Below are 14,939 nucleotides of genomic sequence, written 5' to 3' on the forward strand. Positions count from 1 at the left end.
ACCGCCCGTCGTAAGGGCCCGGATGTGCAGCGCGATTTCGTCGCCACGTCTGCAAGCAGGTTTGCCACACCTCAGGTCTTTCAGGGTGCGGTCCGTGAGGCATTGAAGGCGAAGCCGGCGGCCAGAGGAAACGTCATCGTGTATGTCCATGGCTACAACAACACGATCGGAGACGCCGTCTTTCGCCTCGCGCAGCTTACCCATGACCTGAAAATTGATGATCTGCCAGTCAGTTACACGTGGCCATCCGCGGAGAACCCTCTTGCCTATGCTTACGACCGGGACAGCGCGCTTTATGCCCGGGACGGGCTCGAGGATTTTTTGACGGAAGTTTCAAGGTCTGGCGCGCGGACGATCACTATTGTGGGTCATTCCATGGGCTCGCTTCTGGTGATGGAAACCTTGCGCCAGATGGCCATTCGGAACGACCGGCAGGTGATGCCGAAGCTCAATGGCGTTGTGCTCATGTCACCCGATTTGGACGTGGATCTCTTCCGCTCTCAGGCGACCCGGATCGGCGATTTGCCCGAACCCTTCGTCATCTTCACATCCAGCCGCGACAAGGCTCTGCGCTTGTCGGCCCGGCTCACCGGCCTGCCAGCGCGGCTTGGCAACCTGAAGGATGTTGAGGAGGTGGCAGACCTCGACGTGACCTTGATTGATGTTTCCAACTTCGGGACAGGTGGCTTGGATCATTTCGCGGCCGCCGAGAATCCGGCTTTGCTTAAGATCTTGGGCCAGATCACGGCCGTCGACGCCGCGTTTGGCCGCGACAATGCGGGGCGGGCCGGCTTGTTGCCCGGCACGATCCTTACTGTTCAAAGCGCGACCTCGATCATCCTTTCTCCGGTGACGGCCATCGCAGGGAACTGAGCGCTTTTCATTGCTGAGGGCCGGGGCGATAACGGCGGCATGGGTTTGCTCAGCTTCCTGCGTGGTAACGCCCCGTTCCTGCTGGCCGGAGCCCTGCTATCCTTTACCTCATCTTTTGGTCAGACGTTCTTCATCTCGATCTTCGCTGGCGAGATCATGGAGAGTTTCAGCCTGTCGGACGGTGAATGGGGCCTGATTTACACGGTCGGCACCACGATTTCTGCCATTACGATGGTTTGGGCCGGCGCGTTGACGGACCGCTACCGGGTGCGTGCGCTGGCGAATGTCGTTGGTCCCGGGCTTTCGCTGGCCTGTCTTGGGATGGCGCTCTTGGCCGGGCCGGTAGCACTGGTTTTCGTGATATTCGCGCTGCGCCTGTGCGGCCAAGGGCTGTTCTCTCACCTGTCTATCGTCGCAATGGCCCGATGGTTCGTTGGACGGCGAGGTCTTGCCCTATCCATCTCTTCAATGGGTTTCGCTTTAGGTCAGGCCGTGTTGCCGGTGGTTTTTGCGGCCGGGTTGGTCTGGTTCAGCTGGCGCTGGCTTTGGGTGGGCGCTGCAGTCGTGGTTCTGGGGGCGCTTCCAGTCCTCGCCCGGCTCTTGCGCGCAGAGCGGACGCCACAAGCCGCAGCCGATGCCACCCCATCTGCGGGGATGGACAACCGGCATTGGACGCGGGGCGAATTATTGCGACATCCACTGTTCTGGTTCTCCGTTCCGCTGTTACTCGGGCCTCCAGCTTGGGGCACCGCCCTCTTTTTCCAGCAGGTCCACTTCGCGACTGTGAAGGGGTGGGCGTTGGTCGATTATCTGGCGCTCATGCCTGTTTTCACGGCGGTATCCATCGCTGCAACCTTCGCATCCGGTGCCTTGATCGACCGGTTCGGGACGGCGCGGCTGATGGTGTTCTACATGCTGCCCTTTGCAATCGGCTTCTTCATCCTCTGGCAAGCAGAGGGCCTCGTGATGGCGGCACTGGGCCTCGCAGTATTTGGCATAGGCACCGGTGCGCAGGCGACGCTACCCGGCTCCTATTGGGCAGAATTTTTTGGCACCCGGCACATCGGCTCCATCAAGGCGATGGCGGGCGCAATCATGGTGTTCGGCTCAGCCATCGGTCCGGGTATCACGGGTTGGATGATTGATACCGGGCTGACGTTTGAAGACCAGCTGCCGTGGATCTCGGTGTACTTCTGCCTTGCGGCATTGAGCATTTCGGCCGGCGTGGCCGCGGCGCAGCGGCGGCTACCGGGTGCGGCGTAGGTAGACGTAGAAGGCACCATCTCCGCCGTGCCTCAGGTTGGCCGGTGTGACCTCAAGCACCAGCGATGCCAAGGGTGGGCGGGTGAGCCAGTCTGGTACTTGGCGCCGGAGGACTCCGGGGCGCGACGGGATAGGGCCTTCATCGTCTGGTTTGGTTCTGCCCTTGCCGGTGATGACGAGGACCAACCGCTTGCCGTCCGCATGCGCGGAATGGATGAACTTCATCAATCGTGGCTGTGCTTCGGCAAGTGTCATGCCGTGCAGGTCTATCCGGCCTTCGGGCTTCAACTTGCCGCGCTTCATTCGGTTGAAGGCCTTCCGATCCATTGCGGGCGGTGGCGGCGCTGTATTTTGGATTTGGTGGCGAGGCTGCGCTCGCTCGCCCACCGAAAAGGCCCGCGGTGTGAACTCAGAGCGCGGCTCGTACTCATGTTGCGGTTTATCGACCGGCTTGAGCTTGGGCCGGTTCTTGGCCATTGGCGTGGCATTTTCGACGACCTTGCGCCAGAGCGCCTCGTCCTCGGCTGAAAGACGCTTTGGAGTCTTCCCGGTCATACGCCAGCTCGCGCCACGAGTTGGTAGGAGCGGATTGTGGTAAATAGCTTTCCGGCCTGCTCACCGGCGGTATCGCCGGTACCACAGAACAGGTCTGTCCGACCCGGCCCCTTGATTGCCCCGCCTGTGTCTTGGGCTACGCATAGCCGAGACGGCGTGTCAGCATCCGAGATGTCGAGGTAGATCAGGCTGCCGAGGGCGGTGGACGCTGGGTCAACCGCGATGCTTCGCTGCGGTGTCAACGGAACGCCCGATGTGCCGATTGGGCCAAGTTCTGGTGCGATTTCCAGTGGCTTGAAGAAGACGAAGCTGGGGTTTTCGAGGAGGGCCTTCGCACCCTCTTCCGGGTTGGCGTCATACCAGGCACGAAGGGCCTGCATGGAAACATCTTTGGGCGAAAGTTCACCGCGCTCCAGCAGCAGTCGGCCGAGGGACACATAGGGATGACCGTTCTTTCCGGCAAAACCGAGCCGGAGCTCCGACCCATCTGGCAGGGCAATGCGGCCGGACCCCTGTACCTGTAGGAGAAATGCATCCAGCGGGGAGGCTAGCCAGGCCAGTTCACGGCCGGCCAACAGGTCCTTCTCGACGATTTCAGCACGCGAGGCGAAAGATTGCCCGGTCTGCCAACCTTCAGGTACGGCGTAGACAGGTGCCGGATATCTTTCACTTCGTTCCACTGCGCCGCAATATACTGGCTCGAAATAGCCCGTAAGTACCGCGCCTTCTGCCAGCAATTTGGCTTGGAAGTGGGTCTCGAGGTGCTCCCTTGCCGCGCCGGGCATGACCCCATGCGCAGGGTCTTCGGGAGTTGCGGTTGTCAGAAAGGTCCGGAGTGCTGCCTCGTGGTCATCCCCGGCCCAGCCGGGAAGGTTGGCGAGCTCTATCCGGGCCAACGTGCCTTACTCGCCGGTCGCGACCAGTTTCCAGTTCGGGTCACCGGTGCCCATCTGCCGCGCAAATGTCCAGATATCGCGCTGGCGCTTCACTGCGTTCGGATCGCCCTCGACAATGTCTCCGCCTGCATCGCGAACCACGCTTGTCAGCTCACCGATAAAGCGAACCGTGATCTCGGCCTCGCTGTTTGCCTCATCAAAGCTAGCTTCCTTTAGGGTCACTTCGCGGACGCCGATGAAGCTCGCATCTACGGTTACACCGTTTTCGGCCCGCATCTTCACGACTTCATTGAAGCTTTCCATGACATCTTCGCCAAGGAAGGGCTCTACACTGTCCAGATCACCGCGTTCGAATGCCATGAGGATCATCTCGTAGGCTCCGCGGGCGCCCTGAAGAAACTCACCAACTGAGAAACCCAGCTCGACGCTCTTCATGCGTGCGAGTGCGTCCGCTGAAGGACCTTCCTCGACGTGGTCGGCGATGTCCCGATCCACACCACCCTCAATAACCTCGAACTCGCGGCGGCCATTGTCGCGGCTACGGCTTGCCTCCGGGACCGGCGCCTGTGGCTTTTCAAACCCCTCGCGGGTGCCCAGCACAGAGCGCAGGCGCAGGATCAGGAAGATCGCGACGCCGGCGAGCACAAGGAGCTGGATCACGGCAACATTCATTGGGGCCTCGGGCACAAAAGTGGCAATTGGAGCGTTCCGAACATATGTAGGCTTTCGCAGGGGGCAAGTCCACCAGCCGCCTTGCAACACTTACGGAGGTTTGATGCCCCTTTTGGCGCTTTTCATCGCGGTCCCGCTCATTGAGATCGCACTGTTCATCCAAGTTGGCGGGCTGATTGGCTTGTGGCCGACCCTCGGCATCGTTCTGGTGACAGCCGTGCTCGGAACATGGCTTGTCAAGAGTCAGGGACGGCAGGTGCTGGCGGACTTGCAAGGTCGGTTCAATGAGCTACGAGACCCCACTGAGCCACTCGCACATGGGGCAATGATCCTGTTCTCCGGTGCTCTGCTGCTGACACCAGGGTTCTTCACCGACGCCGTTGGTTTCCTGCTGCTGATTCCGGCGTTCCGGACGGCCGCATTTGCTTGGCTCCGTAAGCGGGTGAAGGTGCAGAGCTTTACGATGGGCTCCGGCCCGGCCCAGCGTCCGGTCCGGGATGACGTGGTGGACGGCACCTATCGCGAGGTGACGCCTGACAAGCCCGAGATCCCGGGAAACTCCGGCTGGACCCGCCATTGAGGCTGCCGTCGCACCCTGATAAAGCAGGCGCGACCCAAGATAACCGGAGAGAGCCCCATGGCCGACACCCCCGAGAATGGCGCCGCAGCGCCGCAGCAGCAGCCTCAAGTGCAGCTGCAAATCCTTGCTCAGTTCATCCGCGACATGTCTTTTGAGAACATCGTCGTGCAGAAGGGCATTCAGGGCGAGGTTCAGCCCGAGATGCAGGTGGCGGTCGCAGTGGATGCTCGCAAGCGCACGACCGAGAACCAGTACGAAGTCACTCTGAAGACCAAAGTCGAGAGCAAGAACAAGCCCGACGGCAGCACGCTTTTCCTGCTTGAGTTGGACTACGGCGCCGTGTTCCAGATCGATGGTGTTCCGGATGACCAGTTGCATCCCTTCTTGCTGATCGAGTGCCCGAGGCAGATTTTCCCCTACGTTCGCCGCATCGTGTCTGACGTGACGCGCGACGGGAATTTCCCGCCGGTGAACCTTCAAAACATCGATTTCGTGGCGCTGTACCGTCAGCAACTCGCCCAGCGCGCAGAAGCTGCGCCAAAGGCCGACGCCTAACTCTCGAAGCGTTTCCAGACCGCCGCGTCGCCTAGCTTTTCAACGAATGCTTGGTGCGTGGCGGTTTCACTTTCGGTCAGCCGTGGCGGAAGTGGCTGCGGCCGCGGTGATGGCCGCCAGTTTTTGTCAACTGTGTTGGTGTTGGTCTGGGTACGCGCCTCGGAGAGCACCAGGCCAGGTTGGCGACCGCCGATGAGCTCAAGATAGACATCAGCCAGGATCTGACTGTCGAGCAATGCCCCGTGCAACTCGCGCTCGGTTGTAATCCCGAACCGCCGGCAGAGCGCGTCGAGCGACGCCGGAGAACCCGGAAATTTACGACGCGCCATGGCCACGGTATCGATCGCGCGATCATCGGAGATTAGTGGCTTGTTGACCCATTTGAGTTCGGCGTTGAGGAATTTCATGTCGAAGGCGGCGTTGTGGATGACGAGTTTGGCGTCTCCGATGAAATCCAGGAAGTCCTGAGCGATCGCTGCAAACAGCGGCTTGTCAGCGAGGAATTCCTCGCTGATCCCGTGAACCTCAAAGGCCTCAGTGGGCATGTCGCGTTGCGGGTTGATGTACTGGTGGTAGTGGTTGCCAGTTGGCATGTGACCCACGAGTTCGACGGCGCCAATCTCGACGATGCGGTCACCGCTGAACGGATCGAATCCTGTTGTTTCTGTGTCGAGTACAATCTCACGCATCGATTTTCCTCCTGACCTCTCCCAAAATCGCCTCAACTTGTGCTCGCGCATTCTCCACCGTGTCAGTAATGATCACTCGATCAGCTCGCGCCTGTTTTTCTGCATCCGGCATCTGTGCTTGGAGAATACGTTCAAAAGCCTGCTCGTCCATTGTGCCGCGCTCAAGAACGCGGCGGCGTTGCTCTTCCGGGCTGCAGGAGACGGTGACTGTCAGATCCATCTCTTGGTCTGTGCCAGTCTCGAAGAGGAGAGGGATATCGAAGAGGACGACATTGGCATCCGTTTTTTTGGCAAAGTCGGCTCGATCCTGTTGTACAAGAGGGTGAACCAGCGCTTCGATCTGTGTTAGTGCGCTTGCGTCCTCGGCGATCCAAGCGCGGAGGGCCGGACGCGAAACCGTGCCACCTTCAACGGCTTCTGGCCTCAACGCTGCGATTTCCGGAACGGCAGCGCCATCTTTAGCGTAAAGGCGATGTACGGCGGCATCGGCATCCCAGACAGCCACGCCCGCATCTGCGAACATCTTTGCGGTCGTCGACTTGCCCATCCCCATACCGCCCGTAAGACCTATTCGGAACGGTCTGCTCACCAACCCATCACCGCGGCGCGGGTTTTGTCGGTGACGGGTGGTCGTTGCCCAAACCAGCGTTCGAAGCCCGGGGCGCCTTGGTGAATCAGCATGCCCAACCCATCGACCGTCGTGCAGCCAATTTCAGCCGCAGTCTTGAGGAGTTCTGTTTGAAGCGGCGTGTAAACGATGTCTGTTACGACCATGTCAGGGGTAAGCGCGTCCAGCGGTACCTTGAACTCCGCTTTCCCGACCATGCCAAGGGAGGTGGTGTTAACGATAAGTGCAGCGCCTTCGATCATCGAACCGGCCAGCACCCAATCGAAAACAGTGATCTTTGGGCCGAACTCTGTTCGGAGCGCTTCGGCTCTTGGCCGCGAGCGGTTGGCAAGGCGGATGTCGGTGCAACCAGCTTCAATGAGAGAGGCCAGCACAGCCCGACAGGCTCCGCCAGCACCGAAGATCACCACTGGGCCATCTTGCGGGGACCATTCCGGTGCGCCGGCTCTCAGGTTGGCTATGAAGCCGTAACCATCTGTATTATCGGCATAAATTGTACCATCATCCCGAAAGATAAGCGTGTTTGCAGACCCGATCAGAGCTGCACGGTCGCTGACGGCATCTGCCAGGTTCAGTGCCGCGACCTTGTGTGGGATCGTGATGTTGCACCCCACGAAGCCCATTTTGGGAAGGACACGCAGCACCTCTTCGAGGTTCTCATGGCTGACATCCATGGGGATGTAGTGGCCAAGCAGGCCAAGTGCCTCGAGCCAATGCCTGTGAAGTGCAGGGGAACGCGAGTGGGCGATCGGCGAGCCGATCACGCCAGCCAGCGGTATCTTCTCCGTCATGTCGGGATCACACCCTTGATCGCCAGATAGTTCAGCAGTTCCAATAGCGGCAATCCCAACACATTGAAATAGTCGCCCTCGACGCGGGCAAAGAGCCGCGCACCCTCTTGCTCGAGCTGGTAGCCCCCTGCGCACCAGCGGATGCTGCCCCAGTTACGGACAACGTAGTCTTCAATATAGACCGGCGACAGGGAGCGCATGTACATACGGACGACACCGACATGCCGCCAGACAGGCGCTCCGTTTTCGTAGATGACTGCCGCCGACAGGAGCCGGTGCGTTTGCCCCGCCATCGCAGTAATTTGACGAATTGCGTCCTCGACACTCTCCGGCTTGGCGAGGATATTCCCTTCAAACTCAAGCACCTGATCACAGCCGAGAACCATTCGATCAGGTCGCTTGCCGGCAATCTTGGCGGCTTTGATCTCTGCGAGTGCATCGGCCATATCACGGGCCTTGGCGCCTTCAGCTTCAAGTCCCGCCCTCAGTGCCCCCTCGTCGGCTCTCGGTACTTCTATGTCAAACGGTACGCATGCATTCCGAAGCAAGGTCGCTCGGATCTCTGACCCTGATGCCAAGAGAAGCGATGTTGTCATGTGGATAACCTCGGGGATGACTCTGAGTGTAGCATGTGACTCCGATGTGGCCGGTTTTGGGAGAGGGAGCAACCGGGTGGTAAACGACCCACTTGTCCACTTGGAGTCAGGTTTCGTCCCCATGAGGAGAACACGTCACTTGCGTTCTGGATAACTCGTGGTCGTGGCGTTTCGCCACCGAATGTGCCCACGATTTCTCCATGAATTTAGTGCTTATATAATTGAAATCATTAAATAATGTTTCACTAATCGGTTCTCGATCGCATGGATCCTCTCTGTGTGTGGATCTGTGGAAAACCCAGTAATCCCCATATCCCCAGCCCCTACTACAAAAACAACCTTTCTTAAGATTCTATTTTATTATTGAAGGGTGCGAGGAGGTGACCTGTGCTCTCAGACTTTCTTACGTGGTGTTATCCTTGGACCAAAACGCTCCATATTCTCGCCGTCATCTCCTGGATGGCAGGTATCTTCTACCTTCCCCGCTTGTTTGTGCATCATGCAGAGAAAGGCGTTGAGCAGGTACATTCGGACGAGATGCTCCAAATGATGGAGCTGAAGCTGCTGAGGGTCATCATGAACCCTGCCATGATCGCGACTTGGATCTTCGGCATCATGCTCGCTCTGACCCCTGGGATCATCGACTGGGGTGCGATTTGGCCCTATGCGAAGTTGGCCTCGGTTGGGGGCCTCACCTGGTTTCACCACTGGTTGGGGAAGCGACGGAGGGATTTCGCGAATGGCGTCAATGTCGTTTCCGGCCGCACCTATCGAATGATGAACGAAGTGCCTACGCTGATGCTTGTCATCATCGTTGTCGCTGTCGTTGTCCGTCCCTTCTGACGTACGCTTGACTCAAAGCGGCCTGCGGCTTATCTCACCGTCCCAAGCGGCTGTTCTGGCCGTGGATCCTCCAGTTATTCCATTTCGCGCCCCGCATCCGATCTGGGGCCTGCGCAGCGAAGGCCCGTTCATGACCCAGCCGCAACTGTCCCTTTACGATCTCAAGTCCAAGACGCCCGCCGACCTTCTGTCGATGGCGGAGGAGTTGGAGATCGACAACGCCTCCACCATGCGCAAGGGCGACATGATGTTCGCCATCCTGAAGGAACGCGCGGAGGAAGGCTGGGACATTTCCGGCGATGGTGTTCTCGACGTGCTGCAGGATGGTTTCGGGTTTCTACGGTCGCCAGAGGCCAACTACCTGCCCGGTCCCGATGACATCTACGTTTCGCCAGAAATGATCCGCCAGCACGGGCTGCGCACCGGCGACACCGTGGAAGGCTTCATCAAGGCGCCCGGCGACAACGAGAACTATTTCTGCATGACGAAGGTCACGCAGATCAATTTCGAAGAGCCCGAGAAAGCCCGCCACAAGATCAACTTCGACAACCTGACGCCGCTGTACCCCGACGAGCGGCTGAACATGGAAATCGACGATCCGACCATCAAGGATCGGTCAGCTCGTATCATCGATCTGGTTTCGCCGATCGGGAAAGGTCAGCGTTCTTTGATCGTCGCGCCACCTCGTACGGGTAAAACCGTACTGCTCCAAAACATCGCGCATTCGATCGAGACCAACCACCCTGAGTGCTACCTGATCGTTCTGCTGATCGACGAGCGCCCGGAGGAGGTTACCGACATGCAGCGCTCTGTGAAGGGCGAAGTGATTTCTTCGACCTTTGACGAGCCGGCCACTCGGCACGTTGCGGTTTCCGAAATGGTGATCGAAAAGGCCAAGCGCCTAGTGGAGCATAAGCGGGACGTCGTTATTCTGCTGGACTCGATTACGCGTCTGGGCCGTGCCTTCAACACCGTGGTTCCTTCCTCCGGTAAGGTGCTGACCGGCGGTGTGGACGCCAACGCGCTCCAGCGCCCCAAGCGGTTCTTTGGCGCCGCTCGTAACATCGAGGAAGGCGGTTCGTTGACGATCATTGCTACGGCCCTGATCGATACCGGTTCGCGCATGGACGAGGTGATCTTTGAAGAGTTCAAAGGCACCGGTAACTCCGAGATCGTTCTCGACCGGAAAGTAGCCGACAAGCGCGTGTTCCCGGCGATGGACATCCTCAAGTCCGGCACCCGGAAAGAGGATCTTCTGGTCGACTCCAAGGACCTGCAAAAAACCTTTGTCCTGCGCCGTATCCTCAACCCGATGGGCACCACCGATGCCATCGAGTTCCTAATCGGCAAACTTAAGCAGACCAAGAACAACGCCGAGTTCTTCGACTCCATGAACACCTGATACCTCAGGAAAATCAAAGAGTTAAACATGGATACAATCGTTGCTGAAGCCACCGCGGCCGGCCGCGCGGGGGTAGCGGTAATCCGTATCTCGGGCCCTTCCGCAATGGCCGCGCTTCAGCATCTAGCAGGGCGTGTTCCTGAGCCGCGACGCGCGACGTTGATGCCCTTGCGGAGCTCAAACGGAATCCTCGATACGGCAGTTGTGCTCGTTTTTGAGCCGGGAGCGAGCTTCACTGGGGAAGCGGTCGTTGAGCTGCAAACGCACGGGTCGGTTGCAGTGGTTAGGGCGCTGCTTACAGAATTGGTTTCTTTGCCGGATGTCCGCTTGGCGGAAGCAGGTGAGTTCACCAAGCGTGCGCTTGAGAACGATCAGTTGGACTTGGCTCAAGTGGAAGGCCTTGCGGATCTGATAGACGCGGAAACTGAAGCGCAGCGACGGTCAGCACAGGCTGCATTTTCTGGAGCGTTGGGTGCCAAAGTGGAGGGGTGGCGAAAGCGTCTTGTCCGCGCCGCCGCGCTTCTCGAAGCCATGATCGACTTTGCAGATGAAGAAGTCCCTGAAGACACCAGTGCCGAGGTTCTGGAGTTAGTTGATGATCTTGTGTCGGAGTTTGATGCCGAGGCACAGGGAGTGAAGGGGGCGGAGCGGGTCCGCCAGGGATTTGAGGTTGCGATCGTCGGAGCACCGAACACGGGCAAGTCGACCTTGCTAAATCGTTTGGCGGGGCGCGACGCTGCCATCACATCCGAGATTGCCGGAACGACCCGAGATGTCATCGAAGTGCGAATGGATATAGCTGGCTTGCCGGTAACTTTGCTCGACACAGCAGGGCTGCGGGAAACCATGGACCACGTTGAGGCGATCGGTGTGGAACGGGCAAAAGCTCGGGCAGCTGCCGCAGATCTCCGCATTTTTCTCGGAGAGCTCGATGGCTTGGTGTGTCAGGATGGAGACATTGTTGTTCATCCCAAATCAGATCTCGGTAGCGAGGCAGGCGAAGGTCTGCCGTTGTCTGGTTTGACCGGTCAGGGCGTGGGCGAGCTTCTCGCGCGGATAGAGCGTGAACTTGTCGTTCGTGTCCCAGTTCTCACAACTGCTACCCGGGCCCGCCATCGCTCCGCTCTTGAAGACGCTGCCGCCGCTTTGCGCGCTGCTCGAATCGAGGTAGAAGCTGGTCCAGAGCGAGCGGAGCTTGCAGCGGAAGACCTTCGGACGGCACTGCGCCGCATTGAAGCTCTCACAGGGCGAATTGGTGTAGAAGATCTACTGGGCGAAATCTTCTCGAGCTTTTGCATCGGCAAGTAGGAGTGTTTCACGTGAAACATGATTTTGATGTCATCGTTGTTGGCGGTGGTCACGCCGGTGCGGATGCCGCTCATGCCGCCGCTCGGATGGGTGCGCGCACGGCGTTGGTTACTTTGCGATCCAGTGATCTCGGGGCCATGTCTTGCAATCCGGCAATTGGGGGTTTGGGCAAGGGGCACCTTGTTCGCGAGATTGACGCGCTTGATGGCCTCATGGGGCGAGTGGCTGACGCCGCTGGAATCCAGTTTCGGCTTTTGAACAGAAAGAAGGGCCCAGCGGTTCAGGGGCCACGCGCTCAGGCGGACCGGAAACTCTACCGACAAGCGATGCAGGCTGCCATTAGCAGCACGCCGCTACTCAGCGTGATCGAAGGCGAGGTGGCTGGCTTGGTCATAGAGAGCGGTGAAGTTTCAGGCGTGGTTTTGGGCGATGGCTCAAATCTTCGGTCCGCCGCGGTTGTACTAACCACGGGAACTTTTCTTCGTGGCACAATCCACATCGGTGATAAGTCGTTCCCCGGTGGTCGAATAGGTGCTGATCGGTCTCAGATGCTTGCGGATCAACTCGCCGCACTCGAGTTGCCTCTCGGGCGCCTTAAGACCGGAACACCGCCGCGTCTCGACGGCCGCACCATTAACTGGAACGAGCTGGAATCTCAGCCTGGTGATGATGATCCGGTGCTTTTTTCCTTCCTGTCAAGGGAGCCGTTGGCGCGGCAAGTTTCCTGCGGGATTACGTACACAAACGCTCGTACTCACGAGATCATAAACGAAAACCTCCATCGCAGCGCGATGTATGGCGGGCATATTGAAGGCGTTGGTCCGCGATACTGCCCTTCGATCGAGGATAAGGTGGTTAGGTTCGCCGCTAAGGACTCCCATCAGATCTTTCTTGAGCCGGAGGGGTTGGACGATCCGACGGTCTATCCCAACGGTATTTCAACTTCGTTGCCGGAAGAGGTGCAGGAAGCCTATGTTCGGTCGGTCGCTGGACTGGAGAACGTGAAAATACTCCAGCCAGGCTATGCCATCGAATATGACTATATTGACCCTAGGGCGCTGGGTGCATCTCTGGAGTTACGGGCGCTGAAGAATCTTTACCTTGCGGGACAGATTAACGGGACGACTGGCTACGAAGAAGCTGCTGCGCAAGGGTTGGTAGCAGGCTTGAACGCTGCTCGACGTGCGGCGGGTAAGGAACCGATCACATTTGGGCGGGCGAAGTCCTACATCGGCGTAATGATTGATGACCTGACGACACAGGGTGTGGCTGAGCCGTACCGCATGTTCACGTCGCGCGCTGAGTTCCGGCTGTCGTTGCGCGCGGATAACGCCGATCAGCGTCTCACTCCTATGGGGCGTGAGATTGGGTGCGTGAGCGACCAAAGGCACGCGGACTTCTCAGATAAAATGGACGCGATTGCGAAAGCTCGGCGCAACCTGAGAGAAGTGAGCTTTTCGTCTCGGGAGCTTTCGGAAGCGGGTTTTCGTGTTAACGCTGATGGCCCGCGGCGTACTGGTATTGAGGCCCTTGGTCTTCCGGATGCCTCGATTCAGAAACTGCAGTCATATGCGCCCGAGTTGGCGTTGGTCGAGCATGACATTGCCTTACAAGTTGAGCGGGACGCACTATACCAGAACTACATCTCGCGGCAGGAGCAAGACGTCGCCGCTTTAGAGCGCGATGAGAACCGCACCATTCCTTCCGACTTCGACTACGACGACCTTGAGGGCCTCTCCAACGAGTTGAAGATGAAACTGAATGCGGCACGACCGAATTCTTTGGGGCAAGCGTCACGGATAGGTGGGATGACGCCCGCTGGATTGGGTTTGATTCTCGCCCGGTTGCGCCGCAACGAGAAGCGGAAAGCCTCGTGACCCGAGAAGCTGCTTTGGCTCAGCTTGATGTTTCACGTGAAACAACGGCCAAGTTGGACATCTACGCCACGCTTCTGAGTAAGTGGAACAAGGCCATCAACCTGGTGGCGCCCAACACGTTGCCAGACCTATGGCGGAGGCACTTTCTCGATTCGGCGCAAGTGCTGGCCTATGGGCCTGATAAGGGAATTTGGCTGGATATTGGGACAGGTGGTGGCTTCCCGGGACTTATCTGTGCGCTACTGGCACATGAAAAACGCCCGCAGCTCAACTTCGAGTTCATCGAGTCCGACCAACGAAAATGCACGTTCCTCGCAACGGTAATCCGTGAAACGGGCATCAACGGAACGATCCACGCGGAACGAGTGGAGTTACTGCCTCCTGTCGGCGCTTCGGTTGTCTCGGCGCGCGCTTTGGCACCACTAACGATACTACTTGAGTATGCCGAGCGGCATCTGACACCTGGCGGCACTGGCCTTTTTTTGAAGGGTGCGAAACACGATCAAGAGATTGCCACGGCACTTGAAACCTGGTCGTTCGACGTTCAGAAACACACAAGCGAAACCGACCCATGCGGCGCTCTTCTCACAGTAGGAAACATAGCTCGTGTCTGATCCCACCCGCCCCAAGGGACCAAAGATCATCGCTGTCGCCAACCAGAAAGGCGGCGTTGGCAAGACGACGACGGCCATCAATCTTGGAGCCGCCCTGGCTGCGGAGGGCAAGGCGGTGCTTATTGTGGATCTTGATCCACAGGGAAACGCATCTACCGGTCTTGGGGTCGAACCGATTGATCGTAAGAGAACAACTTATGATCTGCTGCTGGATGACGCGCCGCTGCGTGACGTTGTTCTCGCCACCGATGTTGACAACCTACTACTTGCGCCTGCGACAACGGATCTCAGCTCGGCCGATATTGAATTGGTTGCCAACGAGCGCCGCAGCCATCTGCTCCATGACGCTCTCAGACAACCAGAAATCGACCGCTACTCACTCGACTACATTCTGATCGACTGTCCGCCTTCGTTAAACCTTCTGACGGTTAACGCAATGATCGCCGCGGATTCCGTGCTGGTGCCGCTTCAGTCTGAGTTCTATGCTCTTGAAGGACTTTCGCAGCTCATGCTGACCCTTCGTGAGGTTCGGGAGACAGCAAATCCCAATCTACGGATTGAGGGTGTCGTCCTTACGATGTTCGACATGCGAAACAATCTCTCGCAACAGGTCGACGACGATGCCCGCGAAGCGCTCGGGGATCTGGTCTTCCAAACACGTATTCCGCGCAATGTGCGGGTCAGCGAGGCGCCGAGTTTTGCTATGCCGGTGCTTGACTATGATCCTTCGTCAAAAGGCAGTATCGCCTATCGAGACCTGGCAAAAGAACTGCTGGGTCGGCCGGCACAGTAGGGAG

General features: G+C 58.5%; 17 protein-coding genes. 10 read left to right on the top strand and 7 right to left on the bottom strand.

Going from position 1 to position 14,939, the window contains the following annotated elements; genetic code table 11:
* The first annotated feature begins 24 nt into the window (after positions 1–24).
* Both ACUXVX_RS01740 and ACUXVX_RS01745 read left to right on the top strand, forming a co-directional pair.
* Positions 25–873 (top strand): alpha/beta hydrolase, encoded by an 849-nt coding sequence (locus ACUXVX_RS01740; protein WP_446310100.1) that lies wholly within the window; start codon positions 25–27, stop codon positions 871–873.
* 39 nt (positions 874–912) lie between these two features.
* Positions 913–2,136, top strand: a complete 1,224-nt coding sequence (locus ACUXVX_RS01745) for an MFS transporter (RefSeq protein ID WP_446310101.1) — start codon at positions 913–915, stop codon at positions 2,134–2,136.
* Here ACUXVX_RS01745 and ACUXVX_RS01750 read toward each other — a convergent pair.
* From ACUXVX_RS01750 to ACUXVX_RS01760, 3 genes are all read right to left on the bottom strand, one after another.
* The gene (locus tag ACUXVX_RS01750) at positions 2,119–2,691 is read right to left on the bottom strand and encodes a Smr/MutS family protein (protein WP_446310102.1); all 573 of its coding nucleotides are present in this window, start codon (positions 2,689–2,691) and stop codon (positions 2,119–2,121) included. The two genes, ACUXVX_RS01745 and ACUXVX_RS01750, sit on opposite strands and share 18 nt — an antisense overlap.
* On the bottom strand, positions 2,688–3,476 hold the full coding sequence (locus ACUXVX_RS01755; RefSeq protein ID WP_446310103.1) for an MltA domain-containing protein: 789 nt from the start codon (positions 3,474–3,476) through the stop codon (positions 2,688–2,690). Before ACUXVX_RS01755 ends, ACUXVX_RS01750 begins: the two co-directional genes overlap by 4 nt.
* Before the next feature lie 117 nt (positions 3,477–3,593).
* Positions 3,594–4,259 carry a Tim44/TimA family putative adaptor protein gene (locus tag ACUXVX_RS01760; RefSeq protein ID WP_446310104.1) on the bottom strand — a complete coding sequence of 222 codons (666 nt, stop codon included), beginning with the start codon at positions 4,257–4,259 and terminating at the stop codon, positions 3,594–3,596.
* 103 nt (positions 4,260–4,362) lie between these two features.
* Here ACUXVX_RS01760 and ACUXVX_RS01765 point away from each other — a divergent pair, with 103 nt between their 5' ends.
* Together ACUXVX_RS01765 and secB are read left to right on the top strand one after the other, a co-directional pair.
* Positions 4,363–4,839: an FxsA family protein gene (locus ACUXVX_RS01765; protein ID WP_446310105.1), complete on the top strand. Its 477-nt coding sequence runs from the start codon at positions 4,363–4,365 to the stop codon at positions 4,837–4,839.
* A gap of 57 nt (positions 4,840–4,896) precedes the next feature.
* The gene (gene secB / locus ACUXVX_RS01770; protein ID WP_446310106.1) at positions 4,897–5,394 is read left to right on the top strand and encodes a protein-export chaperone SecB; all 498 of its coding nucleotides are present in this window, start codon (positions 4,897–4,899) and stop codon (positions 5,392–5,394) included.
* Here secB and dnaQ read toward each other — a convergent pair.
* The 4 genes from dnaQ to ACUXVX_RS01790 are packed head-to-tail and all read right to left on the bottom strand — an operon-like array spanning position 5,391 to position 8,098.
* On the bottom strand, positions 5,391–6,083 hold the full coding sequence (dnaQ, locus tag ACUXVX_RS01775; RefSeq protein ID WP_446310107.1) for a DNA polymerase III subunit epsilon: 693 nt from the start codon (positions 6,081–6,083) through the stop codon (positions 5,391–5,393). The two genes, secB and dnaQ, sit on opposite strands and share 4 nt — an antisense overlap.
* Positions 6,076–6,672 (bottom strand): dephospho-CoA kinase, encoded by a 597-nt coding sequence (gene coaE / locus ACUXVX_RS01780; protein WP_446310108.1) that lies wholly within the window; start codon positions 6,670–6,672, stop codon positions 6,076–6,078. Before coaE ends, dnaQ begins: the two co-directional genes overlap by 8 nt.
* On the bottom strand, positions 6,669–7,502 hold the full coding sequence (locus ACUXVX_RS01785; RefSeq protein WP_222496171.1) for a shikimate dehydrogenase: 834 nt from the start codon (positions 7,500–7,502) through the stop codon (positions 6,669–6,671). The genes coaE and ACUXVX_RS01785 overlap by 4 nt, the downstream gene beginning before the upstream one ends.
* Entirely contained in the window at positions 7,499–8,098 is a 600-nt protein-coding gene (locus ACUXVX_RS01790; protein ID WP_446310109.1) for a Maf family protein, read from the bottom strand. Before ACUXVX_RS01790 ends, ACUXVX_RS01785 begins: the two co-directional genes overlap by 4 nt.
* 387 nt (positions 8,099–8,485) lie before the next feature.
* Here ACUXVX_RS01790 and hemJ point away from each other — a divergent pair, with 387 nt between their 5' ends.
* The 6 genes from hemJ to ACUXVX_RS01820 all read left to right on the top strand — a co-directional run bounded on the left by hemJ (position 8,486) and on the right by ACUXVX_RS01820 (position 14,935).
* Entirely contained in the window at positions 8,486–8,941 is a 456-nt protein-coding gene (gene hemJ / locus ACUXVX_RS01795; RefSeq protein ID WP_446310110.1) for a protoporphyrinogen oxidase HemJ, read from the top strand.
* A 130-nt stretch (positions 8,942–9,071) separates the two neighbouring features.
* Complete coding sequence (gene rho / locus ACUXVX_RS01800; RefSeq protein ID WP_446310111.1) at positions 9,072–10,343, top strand: transcription termination factor Rho; 1,272 nt, start codon at positions 9,072–9,074, stop codon at positions 10,341–10,343.
* A gap of 27 nt (positions 10,344–10,370) precedes the next feature.
* On the top strand, positions 10,371–11,651 hold the full coding sequence (gene mnmE / locus ACUXVX_RS01805; protein WP_446310112.1) for a tRNA uridine-5-carboxymethylaminomethyl(34) synthesis GTPase MnmE: 1,281 nt from the start codon (positions 10,371–10,373) through the stop codon (positions 11,649–11,651).
* A gap of 11 nt (positions 11,652–11,662) precedes the next feature.
* Positions 11,663–13,528: a tRNA uridine-5-carboxymethylaminomethyl(34) synthesis enzyme MnmG gene (gene mnmG, locus ACUXVX_RS01810; RefSeq protein WP_446310113.1), complete on the top strand. Its 1,866-nt coding sequence runs from the start codon at positions 11,663–11,665 to the stop codon at positions 13,526–13,528.
* The gene (gene rsmG, locus ACUXVX_RS01815) at positions 13,525–14,142 is read left to right on the top strand and encodes a 16S rRNA (guanine(527)-N(7))-methyltransferase RsmG (protein ID WP_446310114.1); all 618 of its coding nucleotides are present in this window, start codon (positions 13,525–13,527) and stop codon (positions 14,140–14,142) included. The genes mnmG and rsmG overlap by 4 nt, the downstream gene beginning before the upstream one ends.
* Positions 14,135–14,935, top strand: coding sequence for a ParA family protein (locus ACUXVX_RS01820; RefSeq protein WP_222471340.1), 801 nt, complete (start codon positions 14,135–14,137; stop codon positions 14,933–14,935). The genes rsmG and ACUXVX_RS01820 overlap by 8 nt, the downstream gene beginning before the upstream one ends.
* Positions 14,936–14,939 lie beyond the last annotated feature (4 nt).

The sequence above is a fragment of the Vannielia sp. SX4 genome, from assembly GCF_052828525.1.